The following is a 15,743-nucleotide window of genomic DNA, read 5'->3' as shown; positions in this document are numbered from 1 at the left end:
AGTATTCCATTTTCCGCTTATGGGTAAATGCGTGTAGAGACATGGATAATCAAAAGTGAAACGGAATAAATGGCGTTTGAGGTGGTTTTGTGGGTTTATGCCGTAGTCTTTTTCGGTATTGAATGCAAGGGAGGCTCGTTAGCAATGGAGAAAGCTATTCTTTGCCAGGAGGGATTTGAGTGATTATTGTTTCTTGGAACTTAGTTTTGGGAGGTAGTGGAAGTGGGTGTCGCCTTGATGGATTTGTTGATTTCGAAGAAGATTTAGTGGCAAGTTTGTGTATGTCTGATAACCAAAAGAAAGTTTGTGGTATTGGTCTTTGGTTATGTAGTATTGATTACCTAGTTTTATCTGATTGAGAATTTAACTTAGATGCAGGATGCTGTTTGCTCGGTAAAGTTCAAAAAGATGGAATTTATATGCGTCAATATCTAAGTTGTAGGCAAGTATAGGAGATAACGATAACATAGGTTACAAAAATTTAATTTTAGCAAAATGAGTAATAGAAATGCAACAGCAAGTTGGAGTGGTTATTCACATCAAGGCCAAGTAGGCTTACTAATTGCGCTCCGTACTCTGCAGAGAAATGGGATTGACTTAAATACTCATTTTGTGCAATTCGAAACTCATGAAGATGTTGCAGTTTATGAAGAACCAGTTGGAGGGCCGCGCACATACTTAACAGTTCATCAGGTTAAAGCATATTATTCCGCAGCTAACATATATAAGAGCACCTATCATGGGGTATTGAATGGCGATTTCGAACCTGGCAATGAAAGATATTTACATACAGCTGTGGGGATTGGCGATTGGGATACTTCCGCTACAACCAATAATAATGGTGTTCTTCGCTATGCCTATACTGCGACACAAAATCATTGCGGAACGACTGAGATCGAAGAATTCATAAAAACGGAATTAAGTACTATTCTTAATGCTTCACAACCAGTAATAGATGAGGTATACTATCGCCTTTCATTTGAACTTGATCATCGCATACGTATGGAACATCAAAAAGTTCATAAATACTTATTTGACATAAAGTTTTCCTTATTAGAAATTGACCAATTAATACGGAGCACAGAAACATTTACAAAGAAAGATATTTACGATTGTCGAAAGCTATTCTATGAAACTTATATTTATGTTATACACAATGCCAATTTGACTCAGGATAGGATTGATAAAATTCACGACAACATTATAAGGCAAATCAATAACCTAGATGATTCTAATTTTTTAATGTTCCTGCAGCGTATGAATCTTAATGAAACTCCAGAGAATTTAAAGAAAACTCAAATATATTATAATAAAGAGGGACTCAAACAGGTGTTTTTCAAAATGATTATCGAAATTATTGATACAGACCCAGTATTAATCGAAAATATTGTAAAATTCAATAAGGATACTGAGGCTAGCAAATTTACATTGACAGCGATTATTGCAGAGGAAGAAGAAAAGCTAACAGTCGTCGAAAATATCCTTACCAATCTCAAGTCACAAAACCTTTTGTGGGAGAATCACTCATTAATCAATAGAAACATTGAAATTGAACTCATCAATAGAAACCCCGCCATATTCATGGTGGCAACACCCGAACAAAAAGATGACGACAATGACAAGTTCATGTTCTTTGCCAATAGTAAATTAGTAAAAAGAGAAGACGCACTTTTAAAGTTAAACAATGGAAATAATAATTAAAAAGCTATTAAATGAATCTTCCTATATCGAAAAAACAGGAGCTATCCCATTTTATTCGAAAGAGGATAAATCGTTTTTCTTTATAATAAATATTGCGGAAACAGATTTTATTACTCTTAATAGTAAGGAACTAATAAAGGAGAATTCGCAGTATAAAGCTGCAATGGATGGATTCAAAACTATTGTGAATAGTGGTGATCAAATTACAATAGAAAAGAACTCATCATTAATCGTTCTTGTAAATTGTTCAAACATTGACGCGATTGGGGATCTGCAGCAACAAATTCTTCTTATTGAGGAAGATCAATATTTTTTTAAAAAATATGTCATTTTATATACCGAAGCCTCAATTAGTGGATTAACTGCCACCCCTCTTATTCCCGAACTAAGAACAAAAGTAAAGGATAACACCACTTTCAATGTTTTCGCAAGAAAGGGATACCAATCTGACATTGCTGAATATCTTGTAATAATGCAACTCTTTATCAAATTGCCTTTTTTAAACCTTGTTTATAACAAAGAGAGGTTTACGTCCCTAAGTCAAAAATTAACATCGATTCTTAGTGCCGAAGCGTCATTGTATGCGTCGTTAGTTAGCCATTCCGAAGAATTAGCGCAAGTCGACTTTAGCAAGCCAGAGGATGAAGCAAAAATCAATGAATTATTAAGTATTCTATCACATGATTAAAGTTAAAAAAATATCTCTTGAAAACTTCAAGGGAATTAAACCGAAAACGGTTTTTCATTTTGATATTGCAGAAACTCATGTGAATATTCTATCAGGACCCAATGGATTTGGTAAAACAACCATATTTGATATAATTGAAATCTGTCTTACTGGCGAATTCAAGAGAGTTGAATTATTTGATCATGTCCAAAAGAAAAATAATAACAAAAATAAGCCATTTTTTCAAAACACAGATGGAGAGAACGTAATACTCAAATTATGGGTTCATAATTCTACCACAAATATTGATCATATTATTATTAAATATTACGACGATGGTGAATCACCTACCAAAATAGATCATGGTAGAGACTTTATTCCTGCTGATGCTAGAAATATTTTCACTACCTATCTTACGACAGATTCAACTCATTTTACGGAGGATAACTTTTCAACCCTTTCACCCGTTCGGCAAACAGAAATAAATAATCTATTCTATGGAGTAGATTCAACCGTAGATTTAGCATCCATCTATTATCTTTTTAACTATATCCAGCAAGCGGATAGTATCTATTTTTTACGTAAAAATGAGGACGATAAAGGTGCATCATTAGGTTTTCTCTTTAATATTGAAAAGGAAGAGGCGGAAAAACAAAAGCTTCTCGAATTGAAGAGTAATTTAATCCGTCAACAGACATTAATTAACCAAGAATTAGAACAACTAAGAAAATCCTTACCCGATACACAAAGTGGCGATTATGAAAAGCTATTTAAGGAGAAAGATTTCGACTTTGATAAAGAAAAACCATTCATCCAGCTAAACACCGCTATAGAACAGCTTAAATCTTTCCAGGATATACTCGCTTCATTAACAATTCTGAAAAACAACTTTTCTCCTGACGAATATGAAAAATCCATTAAGTACAAAAAACTTAATGATGAAGTACTTTCCAATCAGCAGATTTTAAACGCAATTTTAATTAGGAATATATATACGGATGAACTTATAGCTAATATAGAAGCAATCAATTCAAAAATTGGCCAAGCCAATAATTTTCTTCAATCCCCAAACACAGCATTTATATCAAAGGAATATTTCGATTCATTCTTAGCAAGTCCAGAAGAATACACGGCTTACGCTATAATTGAAAGAGATATTAAAGCAATTAATCGTGACCTAGGTGACATTGGCAAAATAATATCAGAAATAAATTCTAGCCGAAACCAAACACTTGAAGAATTTAAAAAAATAAAACATACCGAACATGTTTCAGACACTAATTGTCCATTATGCGATACAAATTTCGAATCATTTGAATTCTTAGAACAAGCAATAAACATTAAAACCACCTCATTACAAGTTTATAGCTCAGAGAAGTTGCAAACAAAAACTAATCTTGAAGAACAAATAAAAATTTTCCATTCAAGATTAACAGAATCAGCTACAGAATTTATAGCTGCAAATAATATAACAGAACAGCCTGTTCTTGCATTACTCAGGGAATATTCTGCTTTGAAGGAAAAAACGGAAGAAATTTTCGCTATCTATGCTATACTTGGCAGTTCGGGAATGAAGGCAATAGATTTCTCCCAATCACCAAAAACAATGGCGGAGATTAGTGAGAAAAGAGCCTTACTCAAAGCCTTCCTTGAAAGAGACCTGTTATCAGAACTATTATATAATGAACAGTTAATTGATAACAAGCAATTATACGTTCATTATTTTGATGCGGATCGGACTAAATTCTCTGAAATAACGATTGAAATGATAGTTGCCAAATCTCAATATATTTTAGGATCGTATGCACAAATAGCAAATTCAAGATTAACTTTCTTAGAATCTCGTGAGCAAAAACTATCTAATTTGCTTCAACACATTACTTCAATTTATGATAAAGTACATAAGAGTATTCAAGAACATAAGGTTGAATTGATTGAAAAAATCAAAGTGCCATTTTACATCTATTCAGGAAAAATCCTTCAAAGCTATCAACAAGGTTTGGGGATTTTTGTTGAAATCCACCCTACTGGATTAAGTAACAATGTACGTTTTAAGACTGGTCATTCTTCTGATCACGATATTGTTTACCATCTGAGCTCGGGCCAAATGGCTGTCGTATCATTAGCATTTTGTTTATCATTAAATAAAGTTTATAATACCAACGAAAATTTCAAGTTCTTATCGATAGATGACCCTGTTCAAACTATGGATGATTTAAATATTCACACTTTCATTGAACTTGTTCGAAATGAATTCAAGGATTATCAAATAATAATGTCTACTCATGATGACTTTACTTCACGCTATATGAAATATAAGTTTGATAAATTTGAAATGAATACAGAAATTCAAAATGTTCAAACCATCGTTTTAGAATCCACATTTAATTAGTCTTCCTATGAGTTATGATTTCTCAACATTAAACGATAAGGACCTAGAAGAGTTAGTTCGGGATATACTTTCTGTTAAGTTAGAGACAGATTTTCAATCGTTTAAATCGGGAAAGGATAAGGGGATTGATTTAAGATACGCATCAAACAATAATGAAAATGAAATTATTGTTCAGGTAAAACATTTTCTTGATTCTGGATTGACAAAATTAAAAAGCATATTAAAAAAGCAAGAAGTTGAAAAAGTAATTAAATTAAACCCTCAGAGATACATTTTTGTTACTTCGTTAGCCCTCAGTCCTCAGAGTAAGGCAGAAATCAAAATCATCTTCAATCCATACATAAAATCTACATCAGACATACTGGGCAAAAATGATTTAAATAATTTCTTGAGAAATAATCCAGCCGTCGTAGAGAATCATTTCAAGTTATGGTTGTCAGGAACGGCAGTGCTAAAAAGAATACTTCATAATGGAGTTAAGGGAAGATCAGATTTTACTAAAAAACATATATACGACAAGATTCGAATATTTGTTCCAAGTATAACCCATAAACTCGCTGTTGATATTTTAAATCAAAATAATTTTATTTTGATTACTGGGGCGCCAGGTATAGGCAAAACTACTTTGGCGAATATGCTAACTTATCAATTACTCGCAGAGGACTTTGAACTTGTATATGTAAGGGAAATTAGAGAGGCTGAGGATTCGTATCTTCCAAATAAAAAACAGGTATTTTACTTCGATGATTTTTTAGGTGCCTCAACATTAGATCTTAAAAGTTCAAGAAATGCAGATTCAGCGATAGTGAATTTTACTGATCAAATAAGATCAGATAAATCAAAAAGACTTATTCTTACTTGTAGAACAACATTGTTGAAACAAGCTAAAGAGGAATCAGAAAAAATAGATAACTCTAAAATGGAAGTTTCTAATTATGAAGTGAAAATCGAAAACTATAGAAATCTAGATAAGGCAAAAATTCTATATCACCATATATATTTTTCGAATCTTTCTGAGGAATTAAAAGCTGTTTTTTTTAAAGACAAATTTTATTGGAAAGTAATAACTCACAGGAATTATAACCCCCGTATTATTGAATTCTTTACTGATATTGAACGTTTACAGCCCGAGATAGAATATAGTCAAGAAGTTTTAGACTTCTTGGAAGATCCAACCAAAATATGGGAAAAGTCATATAATAAGCAGATTTCCAATGAGGCAAGATTCTTTCTATCTACACTTTATTCATTAGGCGGTAGATATATTGTTGAGGAATCAAATCTAAAAGAAGCCTTTGATATTCGCTTGGAGTATGAAGTTTCTAATAATAATTATACAAAAACATCTGGAACATTCAATAAGGTTGTCAAGGAACTTTTAGATGGTTTTATAAATAGAGTGCACAAAACAGAAAAAAATTACACGACGATTCAGTATCGCTTTTTAAACCCATCAATTGAAGATTTTTTATACAATTATTTCAATAAAAATATTGAAGAGTACTTTATTATTTTAAAATCGGCGATTGTAATTGGGCAGTTTCGAGATCGGATTACCACGAAGCTAGAACAAGATTCGAAGAGAATATATTTTGGTGAAAGGAATAATTATGAAAAGCTATTAAAAACATTTAGTGAGCGATTACCACAATTAAAAGGGGCTGGAACTTACAAGAATTTGCATGTTGCAGCAGTTCTGATTAAGCTCTTTAAATGGGTAGATATAAAGCATAAAGTGATTCAAATAATGAATAATTTGTCAGCCATATCTCTTGGTTGGGATGATCGGTATAACCTTATTGAAATACTTGATTATATTGCAGATAACAATATTGAGAATGAATTCAATTTCTCAATTGAGAATATGTTGTTAATCCTCTCTGAAGATATATCATATTATTACCATATAGAAGCATTCTCGAAGTTGATTTCAAGTCAGGAACGATATAAGTCTATTATTACTGAAGCCAAAATTAACAATCTAGATTTTTACTCTAAAATTCAAAATAATATTAATAAATCGTGGAGTAGCAGTTTTGAATATTATATTGAACAGACATATAATTTGAAAAATATCATCAAGCGAGATGAACTAATTCAACTTATCGAAACCAGAAAACGAGCGGCAGCAAAAATGAATGAATTTCTTAATATAGAGTCATCTCCAGCAATAAATGAATATTCATTTAATTATGATGATCAATTGCAAATGAATTTATCACTTCAATCTACTCAAGAAACATTACTTAAAAGTATTGAAAATTCTTATGATGTGGCGAATGAAACTTTAACAATTAATAGACTATTTAATATTGAGGATACAAAGATTAATGATGATTTGCCATTTTTAGAATTTTAAAAATAATCTCATTTTGATCAATTGAAAAGAAAGTCTGGATATTCCGACGAAAGTACACCAGTGTTCCGCTCCACTATAGAGCGGAATATCCACTTGGCTTACCCGAATATCCCAGTTCAGGGAGTGTCAAGTAATGGCCCAAACCATTTAACGAATTGTGCTTGTTTGCTTTTTGCCATTCGAATTATTTTTTATAAAGATCTAAAACGGATAAAACCAAACTGGTTGTGGTTTCTTCACTGGTTTAATCAGTTCCGGTAAACGTTCTGGATTAGCCAGTATCCAAGCATATCCTAATCTTTTATTTCCTTCACAACCTACAATTTCTACAGAACCAATCAAAACTCCTCTTGGGAGATCCTCGTTTTTTATACCTAAGCGTAAAGAAGCATCTATGTCCGCCAAGGTATTGGAAGCATAAATGTAAACACGGCCTCTAATATTGGTCGGAATACCTCTATACTCCTCCTTTTTAAAGCCACGCATAATTTGTTCAGCATAAGGTTGACGGATGCTTAATGCCCGCCGGGTTTTATCAAAGGACTCTCTAGCTCTTATTTCCTGTCTATTGGCATCGTAACGATAATGGACAATTTCGCGCGATACGATCATCTGAATGGCTTCCTCAATCACATTTAATGGCGCAATAAACCATTCTCTGGGTACCGATCGCCTTCCTCGTTCATCAATGACATCCACATTTAAGCAGGAAGAGCCAAAGAAATTATGGAGTAACTGTTCCAGCTTTTGAGGATTCATATTATAGCATTTAAAAGCAGTCACGATTGCAACTGGTGCCATTAAATAAGTTGGATCCTGTGCAGCATTCTTAACTCGTTCTTCAACTGCTCCTTTTGAATAACCAATTTTGTATAAATGAGGAATTGATGTTATTTCCTGACGATCACTTTTTGATTTGAGAATATAAATAAAACCCGATTCTTGATCTTCCTCTGTGATCGAACGCAAGGGGTTCAAATAGTTATCTTGATGCTCGGTGATTAACTTCCCGTCTTCATATAGCCTTTTGATCAAGGAACGAAAAAGCATATTGGATTCTGTTCCATTTTCAAAAATGATACGGGTTCGCCCATCTATCTTGCCAAACTCATCTTTGTATGTTTCCAAAATACTTTCCACATAGCCAATGATCCCACTTAAAACAAAGAATACGCCTTTGTCCAGACTTTTCTCAACAAAGGGAACGACTTTTCTTTTCTTGTCTTTAAGTTCTTGATGACAGCTTTTAAAGAGTGCTTCATACTCTTGAAAATTTAGGCATTTCTTCCGATGGGCTACTAAGTCTGCTTTGGCTCTTTCCTCGGGACTAGTAACATGCTTCAAATTAAAAATATCATCTGCATCGTTATTCAACAACCCAAAACCATCATCAGAAAAGATATCAGCAATGCTTTCAACTTTCTTCTCTTTGACTTCTAATAGATGATATTCATCTGCTCCTGCTAGTGAGGAAGCTTTCTCTGAATCTTCTCTCAGGTTCTTTAATCGTGCAGCCAATCGATGCTCCTGTATTCCTTTTCCAGACTGAGGTTCACGTTGATTTTTACCATAAAATACATTGATCTCATTGAATGATTCCAATAGACGTTCATCCGCTGTTATAGCTTGAGTACTTATCTTTTTTACATCCAGTAAATTGAATGGATCATCAGCAAAAATATCGGCTAGAGTTTTCTTTTCTCTCATGAAGTTTGCATTTTTCGCTTTTGATCGCGGATATAAGTCAATACTTCTGCCATTCTTTTTTCCAAAGGATCTAAAGAGGCAATGCTAGGCTCACGATTATAAGTGCCAACAAAATCCTTTATTTTAGGCCAAACTTCTACGGCCTCCTCTTCACTAACTTGTATTCTATTCGCATTGATGGTTTCCTGAATCAGCTTTAATACATTTGTTGTAACCGATTTGGATAATACTTCAAAAGCTCTTTGAAAAGGATTGATACGATCAATCAAATCGATATGGAGGTCGTCAATATTAACAAACTTGTCGGCCATTTTAATAAAGCGCTTGCCGCCTGATTCTGTGATTTCAGCTGCTCGAATAACCGAATCTACCACCACATGTTGCCTTAGCTCTTCCACCTCTTCATCTCTAAGGTCTGGATATTTGATTTGGATGATTTTTGGAATTTGTACCCTATTGATCACTTCTGGATCTAAATTGCCAGGCATTGCTTTCAACATGGTATCGTCTTGAAGAATTGTAGCTTTTAAATCATTCAAGTCTGTTTCAATAATATCACGAACACGTTGGGACGTTGGTTCTTTTAGTCCTCGTATCTTAATTTCTCCAGGGCCGGCAATATCATCATCACTTCGCTTTGTTTTAAATTTAAAACTAGGGGCCAAAACCTGCTCCATTAATAAAGATGCAGTAATGGCCTTCAACATATTATTAACCGAAAGCTTCACATCATCCTGAGTAGCTTCTGGCTCCGCAATTAGGTTGGTAAACTGTGCGTGTGTTTTATTTGAGCTGTCACGTGTACAGCGGCCAATAATTTGAATAATCTCTGTTAAGGAGCCACGATAACCAACCGTTAAGGCATGTTCGCAAAAAGGCCAGTCAAAGCCCTCTTTTGCCATTCCTAAAGCGATGATTAAATCCATATCTTCAGGCTCCTCGATATCTCTGAGATAAGCAACCCTTTTATCTCGATCATTATAATCGGTTACCAAATCTGCAATCTTAATAATTTTGCCGTCCAGATTTCTTCTTAGGTGGATGATGCCGTGATCATCAACATGGTCTACATCCCCGATGGCATCCAGAATGGTATTTACTTCCTCATATTTATCTTTGGTAGACTCCCCTGCATTTACATTTGGAATATGCAGAATGGTTTTCTTAGTAGTATCCAATACTTCCATAATAGCAGAAGCATATTTCCCTTGGTAGAAATGATACCCAATCCCCAGGGATTTTAAATACTCGTATCCATTTAATTGCTGATAGTAATCGTAGGTGACTTTTTCGAATTTGGTTTCATCTTCAGGCAAAAGAACAGGAATGCTATCCCCACGAAAATAGGAACCTGTCATCGCAATAATATGAGCCGTTGATTTCTGCATTATTCCTTTCAATACCTCACCCAAACGGTTGTCTGCATCTACAGAAACGTGATGGAATTCATCAATTGCAATTAGTGTATTATTAAAAACTGACTCATCTATTCCGTCACAAGCAAAACGGAGCGTGGCATGTGTGCAGATTAGAATTTTTTCATCATTCTCCATAAAGTTCGTAAATGATTGAACTTTACTTTTGCTGCCATCTGCTCCCGGTGTGCAGAGATTATATTGCGGATTGAGTTCCCAATCGGCAAAAAAGCCATAATCTGATAATTTGGTGCTTCTAAAAGAAGCTCCAATGGATCGTTCTGGGACTGCTACAATTACTTTCTTTATTCCTTGATTGATCAGCTTATCTAATGCTAGAAACATCAATGCACGTGATTTACCAGAAGCAGGAGGTGCTTTTAGTAATAAATACTGGGCATCACGTTTTTCAAAAGCTTTCTCTTGCATTTCGCGCATCCCCATTGTATTGGTTTGGGTGCTCTGTCCAGTTTGGTGATAGGTTACGTTTACAATATCGGGCATAATTTATTTGAATTAATAATCAAGTATTAAGAAGTTCTCAACTCAAGATCGGTTTAATTTATAACATCTTGGTACGTACTTGAAGCCATCTTGGTCCCTCTTTATTTTCATCTTATTTATTTGAGCCCTTAGTGAGCCCTTTGTTCTTTATGTTAGCCATTGATATACAAATGATTAGTAAATTGTTCGTTGTTGATTAGTTAAGAATTGAGCCCTTAGCAAGCCCTTTCAAAAACATTTCCATACCATCTTTGTCAATAACAAAGTACCATCTTAGTACGTAAATGAAGTCATCTTGGTACGTAGATCAGGAAGACAAAGTATAACTGTCTGATATGCAGACTTAGGACAATACGTTATCTTGGTACTTTACTTTTTCCTTTCAACATTAATGATTTCTCAATCTACTTCTTTTAAGCGAATCTTCAAAAATATTTGTCTAACAGCAAATTTATCATTCATTACTCGTCTAAACAGAACACGTTTAAAGATATATAGAAGATTGGCTGTCAGGTAGTTAATTGCATTCTCGTCTAAATCTCGTCTAAATCTCGTCTAAATCTCGTCTAACTCCCGTCTAACCCACTGTCTTTTTTTATCAGTTTCAATCTTCCCTTGTGTTTTTAGTTTTTGCAGGAGATTTTTTACTTTGGTCTTTTTTTGAACCACAGAGAGAACGTCGGGCAACTTATCAAGAAGCATATTTTCAAAATCATTCCTAGTTCCTTTTTTGAACTTTAATAAATAATCCTCAATAAGCTTCATATAATAGTCATCATCGATTCCTCTCATTTTGATATAATCGACTTCTTGTCCGGAGCCTTTGGCTAAACCCGCAGAAATATGAAAGTTAGGCTTTCTCCCCTCAATAAGCTTCTTCGCTTTTAATTGCCGAACCTCGGGGTCCGTTATAGGTTTATTCTTAGCAACCTTGTCAAGTAAAATAATCTCTGTCAACCGTAGGTCGGGCAATTGGGCCAGCTTACGAGCATAGTTGACATCTACAATTCTACCAGTAATACTCACGGTTACTTTTTGATTGGATAGATCATATTCAGGTAGGGGAAAGAATTTATCCTTTTGAATCACAAACATCTTTTTAATACCACTCCCAATGGTATCAATCATATTTAAATTAACCATGGCATTCGCTAGAAAAGGATTCCTATAGCGATTTTCAGGAGCATCTGCAGCAATCACTTTCTCTATTGATCGAGGAATAAAACTACCTGAATTAGAAAATGTAAGCACGCCGTCCTCTCGCTCAATCACTAGTATTTTCCCTCCCAACATATAATCTTGATGGGCAATCGAATTATTCAATGCCTCTCGAATAATATAAGGCTCAAACTGGTTTACTTCATCCGGAAATAAAGTCCCTTCTTGTAAATACCTATATTTTATATTTCTGATTTTGCCATAAACCTGTTGAACACTTAAAAATAAGGGACAAGTAAAATGCTCATAATCTTTTTCTATTCCATCGCGGTCTTTCAATATCCAAGTAATTTTTGAAGTAGCAGGACTGATAAAATGCTCAGACTCTGCTTTTCCCAACAATAAAATTGCAGTATTGGTAATCTGACCATTAATAGTAACTTTTGCCTTGTTTAGAAAAGTAATATTATCCCATTTTGCCATTTCATCTTTTAGGGAGTGATTTTTCTCCGCAAACTGAACACGGGCTTTTGCAATCGCTTCTTCAGAAAGATCATTGATAGAAGCTCCACGGACAAGCTGAACGCTCCAATCAAAGACCCTTGCCTGATTGCGTATCCGCTCCAGCTCTTCTATGTTTAACCCTCCTAAGCTTTCCCCATCCCGACCATAATAATGCCCCTTCCAGGCAACTGGAATGCCTTGCGGTGCAGCGGGAATTTCTAACATAATCACTTTCTTGTTCTCAACATCAACTCGGTAAGCATCCCTGAAATTAAGTGAAGGAGAAGTATGAAATGCTATTTCAGCTTTATAGTCGTTCAATTGTGCATCCGTAATAGATGTACCTACGATTTGTTTGTTATTATCAATCCCCAAAAGCAACCACGCACAAGTTTTATTTTTCAAATTAGCTTCATTGCTCAATGCTGAAAAATACTTGCCCAATTTATTTTTATCATACTGACCCCTGGCTTCCTTAAACTCAAGAATCTCGCTTTCTGTATCCGACTGTAACAATTGATTTAAAAGTTCTTCCATTATTTTCTTCCTTTCTTGGATTTCTTTTCTTTGGCAAATAAGGTGTTTTTTTCTTCCTCCTCGGCAATCATTTTTTCATAAAGCTTGAATAAATATTCTAATCGTTCTTCATCACTTTCAAAAGGTTTACTACGATAGCAGCGTTCTACTGCTAGATCATTTTGATGATGTGCTTCACGTAAACCTTCTGGCATTTTATCAGGATCGTAAAGCTGAGCTAGTGTTTTTTCTGAATGTTTTTCTCTTTCTTCTAGGATTCGATAAGTATGTTTTTCAAGTTCCTGTTTCTGAGAATCGTTGATCTTTGGAAAAGGAAAGGTGTTGTAGCATAGAACGGACGAATAGCGGTAATCGCTCTTCAGCCTGCCAGCAACTGTTCTTACCCATGTCATATGCATTCTTGAAGCAACTATGGCTAATATGTAGTTACTAGGATCATAAATAGCAAATGCCAAATTATTTATGATGGTATCATTATCTAAGTATCCTACAGGAATATAATCTCTTCTTTCAGATGAAGTACCTGGTAAAATAAGAGAATGGCTCTCAGCAACTCTCATTTCTCTAAATTGATGAGGTTTGGTTGCTAATTTTCTAACCCCACTATCTATTGATAAAAGTCTAGTTTCCTTATTTTGTATTATTCTATCCCTAATAAGATCATTTTTCATTGCATCATTCAATTGTTCGTTTTCTATCCAGATACAATACCTATAGAAACCATTGATATATTCTTGGGAACCTACTATTTTTTTTAAATATCTAATTGATTCAGGTGATGTAACGGATATACCTCTATATTCTTCTTCTGAAAAATGTAGGATTCCTCTATCATAGGGCATATTTCCAAGAACCATTAAAGGAAATGAAGATAGGGGTTTGGTTCTTTTCTGTATAAAAACATTATCAGAATCAATAAGATATGGATTGATATTCTTAACGACTCCGCGATGCATTCCCTTATACAGAACTTTAATTTCTTTAGAAATATTTCGTAACCCTACTATTACACAGATTACAGCAGCTTTGCTTTTAGCATTGTTGGCCCATTTAAAAGATTGAAAAGCAAAATTGATTTCAACATTTTTCTTAAGAATATCAGCCCATAGTAAAGTGGCTTGTTCTCCTTGACAAATGGAATTAGTTGAAACAAAGGCCATTTTTATATTAAAGTTTAATATGTATTCAGCACCTTTTATGAACCAACATGCAATATAGTCAAGCTTCGTTTTGGAATTTAGGATTCTAAACAAGTCTTCTTTTTGAGATTTATCTTGTTGAGAAAAACCTTTATACGGTGGATTTCCCAAAAGATATATCTCATCCTTATCCGTTTTTGGACAAACATCTTCCCAATCCAATCGGGTAGCATTGCCATGAACAATTTCACCTGCATCTTTTAATGGAAGGGCCGGCGTACTTCTACCGAATTCATTGAAGAATGCCACGTTCATTTGATGTTCGGCAAGCCATAAGGAAAGGGAAGCAATTTCATGGGCAAAATCGTCCAGTTCAATCCCATAAAACTGGTTTAAGCTAATCCTGCTAAAAGACATACTTTGCTGCCCCGTTAGTTTGTCAATCTGCTTAATGATCTTCATTTCGAGTTTCCGCAGTTCTTTATAGGCGATAATTAAAAAGTTCCCAGATCCACAGGCGGGGTCAAAAACTTTAATTTTAGTAAGGCGAATCAGTAATTGTTCTAGTTTGTTCTTATTGGCTTTTGATTTTTCAAACACCTCTTTTAGTTCATCTAAAAATAAAGGTTCGATAACCTTCATGATGTTAGGGACGGAAGTGTAATGCATTCCCAAACCTCCACGATGTTCTGGCGTTATTACCGCTTGGATCATTGATCCAAAAATATCAGGATTGATCGCACTCCAGTCTAAACTTCCGCTATCTATAATAGCTTGCCGGCTTCGTCTAGTAAAAATTGGAATAGGATGATTCTCTCTGAAAAGTCCGCCATTTACATAGGGGAACTTTTCGAAATAACTAGGTAGATCTTTTCTATCCTTGGTATTTAATGTTTGGAATAAGCCTTCAAAGTAAGTTTGTAAATCGTTCCCATCTTCGCGAGTGTGGGAAGTGAGTGCATTTGTAAATTGACTTTTAGAAAAAATATCGGTATCCTCTGCAAAAAAGCAGAACAGAATTCTGGATAGAAAAACGTTAAGGGCGTGAACTTCTTCTGATGATTGAGTTGGATTATCTTTTAGAATTTCATCATATAAGCGAGCCATTTTCTCCGCCGCTTTTACATCTGCAGGGTTTTCATTTTGATAAGTGGCTTTTTCCATGCCCGCCAGAGGAAGGAAAAAGTCGAAGTGCTTATTAAGTTCATTAAAAGCAATATCAAGACTGTCTTTGGTCTTGGTATCAATAGCCAGTAGTTTTTTATAATCCGTTACAATGATGAACCTTGGTTGATGACGTAATGTATTGTCAGCTAGTTTTAAATCCTCAATTTGAGAATATAGATCCTTCTCTTCTTTGCTTTCTTTAAAATGAAGCTTCTTTTTCCAGAGTAACTCATCGGGTTGCTTAGAAAGATTCAGTCCCCCATCTTTCAATCGCTTTACTGCTGCTTTGGTTGTTCCATAGGCTAGCAAGAAATCATAGACAAAGGTTTCCTCATCAAAGTTGGTCATTAAACCTTCAATGTTTTTTTCGATTTGAAAGATGTTCATTCTGGGGACTAAAATTTCTAATTGTTTGCTATTGTTGTAAAAGTAGGAATAAAAGATAAGAACCTTTTCCTTTTAACTCTGTTCAGATTCTTCTCCGGATCGTTAA

General features: G+C 34.6%; 8 protein-coding genes. 4 read left to right on the top strand and 4 right to left on the bottom strand.

Annotation, left to right across the window (positions count from 1 at the left end; translation table 11 throughout):
• Positions 1-495: 495 nt before the first annotated feature.
• Genes C8N28_RS07375 through C8N28_RS07360 form a run of 4 tightly spaced genes read left to right on the top strand, consistent with a single transcriptional unit; the run spans position 496 to position 7,119 of the window.
• Positions 496-1,701, top strand: a complete 1,206-nt coding sequence (locus tag C8N28_RS07375; RefSeq protein WP_132223161.1) for an ABC-three component system protein — start codon at positions 496-498, stop codon at positions 1,699-1,701.
• Positions 1,685-2,389, top strand: a complete 705-nt coding sequence (locus tag C8N28_RS07370; protein ID WP_132223158.1) for an ABC-three component system middle component 1 — start codon at positions 1,685-1,687, stop codon at positions 2,387-2,389. Before C8N28_RS07375 ends, C8N28_RS07370 begins: the two co-directional genes overlap by 17 nt.
• On the top strand, positions 2,382-4,760 hold the full coding sequence (locus C8N28_RS07365; RefSeq protein WP_132223155.1) for an AAA family ATPase: 2,379 nt from the start codon (positions 2,382-2,384) through the stop codon (positions 4,758-4,760). Before C8N28_RS07370 ends, C8N28_RS07365 begins: the two co-directional genes overlap by 8 nt.
• Positions 4,761-4,767: 7 nt before the next feature.
• Entirely contained in the window at positions 4,768-7,119 is a 2,352-nt protein-coding gene (locus C8N28_RS07360; protein ID WP_132223152.1) for an nSTAND3 domain-containing NTPase, read from the top strand.
• A 201-nt stretch (positions 7,120-7,320) separates the two neighbouring features.
• Here C8N28_RS07360 and C8N28_RS07355 read toward each other — a convergent pair whose 3' ends face one another.
• The 4 genes from C8N28_RS07355 to C8N28_RS07340 all read right to left on the bottom strand — a co-directional run bounded on the left by C8N28_RS07355 (position 7,321) and on the right by C8N28_RS07340 (position 15,637).
• Positions 7,321-8,826, bottom strand: coding sequence for a GIY-YIG nuclease family protein (locus tag C8N28_RS07355; protein ID WP_165870313.1), 1,506 nt, complete (start codon positions 8,824-8,826; stop codon positions 7,321-7,323).
• On the bottom strand, positions 8,823-10,745 hold the full coding sequence (locus tag C8N28_RS07350; protein ID WP_132223149.1) for a DEAD/DEAH box helicase: 1,923 nt from the start codon (positions 10,743-10,745) through the stop codon (positions 8,823-8,825). The genes C8N28_RS07355 and C8N28_RS07350 overlap by 4 nt, the downstream gene beginning before the upstream one ends.
• 555 nt (positions 10,746-11,300) lie before the next feature.
• Positions 11,301-12,944, bottom strand: a complete 1,644-nt coding sequence (locus C8N28_RS07345; RefSeq protein ID WP_132223146.1) for an RNA-binding domain-containing protein — start codon at positions 12,942-12,944, stop codon at positions 11,301-11,303.
• Positions 12,944-15,637, bottom strand: coding sequence for a class I SAM-dependent DNA methyltransferase (locus C8N28_RS07340; RefSeq protein WP_132223143.1), 2,694 nt, complete (start codon positions 15,635-15,637; stop codon positions 12,944-12,946). Before C8N28_RS07340 ends, C8N28_RS07345 begins: the two co-directional genes overlap by 1 nt.
• Between the last annotated feature and the right edge of the window lie 106 nt (positions 15,638-15,743).

This window comes from Albibacterium bauzanense (assembly GCF_004339765.1).
In the GTDB taxonomy this organism is placed as follows: Bacteria; Bacteroidota; Bacteroidia; order Sphingobacteriales; family Sphingobacteriaceae; genus Albibacterium; species Albibacterium bauzanense.
This window is presented reverse-complemented; position numbering and strand designations above follow the sequence as displayed.

Bases quoted from the DNA above. Each gene is read 5' to 3' on its own strand.
- C8N28_RS07375 (WP_132223161.1), top strand. From the start codon at position 496: ATGAGTAATAGAAATGCAACAGCAAGTTGGAGTGGTTATTCACATCAA.
- C8N28_RS07370 (WP_132223158.1), top strand. From the start codon at position 1,685: ATGGAAATAATAATTAAAAAGCTATTAAATGAATCTTCCTATATCGAA.
- C8N28_RS07365 (WP_132223155.1), top strand. From the start codon at position 2,382: ATGATTAAAGTTAAAAAAATATCTCTTGAAAACTTCAAGGGAATTAAA.
- C8N28_RS07360 (WP_132223152.1), top strand. From the start codon at position 4,768: ATGAGTTATGATTTCTCAACATTAAACGATAAGGACCTAGAAGAGTTA.
- C8N28_RS07355 (WP_165870313.1), bottom strand. From the start codon at position 8,826: ATGAGAGAAAAGAAAACTCTAGCCGATATTTTTGCTGATGATCCATTC.
- C8N28_RS07350 (WP_132223149.1), bottom strand. From the start codon at position 10,745: ATGCCCGATATTGTAAACGTAACCTATCACCAAACTGGACAGAGCACC.
- C8N28_RS07345 (WP_132223146.1), bottom strand. From the start codon at position 12,944: ATGGAAGAACTTTTAAATCAATTGTTACAGTCGGATACAGAAAGCGAG.
- C8N28_RS07340 (WP_132223143.1), bottom strand. From the start codon at position 15,637: ATGAACATCTTTCAAATCGAAAAAAACATTGAAGGTTTAATGACCAAC.